This is a genomic window from Streptomyces sp. WAC06614, assembly GCF_003949795.1.
Classification (GTDB): domain Bacteria; phylum Actinomycetota; class Actinomycetes; order Streptomycetales; family Streptomycetaceae; genus Streptomyces.
Genome location: NZ_RPRY01000730.1, coordinates 1 through 897, shown reverse-complemented (window position 1 = coordinate 897; position 897 = coordinate 1). Strand labels below are relative to the sequence as shown.

The window sequence follows — 897 nt, the reverse complement described above, 5'->3', positions numbered from 1 at the left end:
GATCCGGGCCAGGAGCTGGCTGGTGGGGCACTCCTTGAGGAAGGCGTCGTAGGCGCCGCGACGAGGCCCGCGCCGCCTACGACGCCTTCCTCAAGGAGTGCCCCACCAGCCAGCTCCTGGCCCGGATCAGCGACAAGTGGGTCGGCCTGATCGTCAGCGCCCTGCGCGAGGCCGACGGCACGACCATGCGCTACAGCGAGCTCGGGCGGCGCATCCCCGGGGTCAGCCAGAAGATGCTCACCCAGACCCTGCGCTCCCTGGAGCGCGACGGCCTGGTCACCCGCACGGTCACCCCGACCGTCCCGGTCCGCGTCGACTACCGCCTCACCGACCTCGGCGCCAGCCTCGCCTGCCTGCTGTCCTCCGTGAAGCTCTGGGCCGAGAACCACTTCGACGAAGTGACCGACCACCGCACCACGTACGACGCCCGTTCCTCCGAAACGGCCGCCTGACCCCACCCCACCCGCACCGAGCCCACCAGGGCCAGGCGGCCCCCGGGCCGGCCGGCCGGGGCTCGGGCCGGACGGCCGGCCGGGGCTCGGGCCGGACGGCCGGCCGGGGCTCGGGCCGGACGGCCGGCCGGGGCTCGGCCGGGGAAAAGCTGGCCCGCCCCGCCGGGAAGCAGTGGCATGCTGGCCCCGTGAACGGTCCTGACATCCACCTCACCCTCGCCCCCGAACTGCGCCTGTTCGCCGCCCCGAACCGCCGCGCCGACCGCGTACCGACCCCCACCGACGGCGCCTCCAGCCTCGGCCACGTCGTCGAATCCGCCGGCGTCCCGCTCACCGAGGTCGGCCGGCTGCTCGTGGACGGCCGGGAGGTGCCCGTCAGCTACGTCCCCCAGGGCGGCCAGGACGTCGAGGTGCTCGGCGTGACCCGCCCCCAGCAGGTACCCGG

General features: G+C 75.3%; 2 pseudogenes. Both read left to right on the top strand.

What is annotated here, in order from left to right:
• Positions 1–50 precede the first annotated feature (50 nt).
• Positions 51–452: pseudogene (locus EF918_RS36180) on the top strand (winged helix-turn-helix transcriptional regulator); the annotation flags it as partial.
• 188 nt (positions 453–640) lie between these two features.
• Positions 641–897 (top strand): annotated as a pseudogene (locus tag EF918_RS36175) (hypothetical protein); the annotation flags it as partial.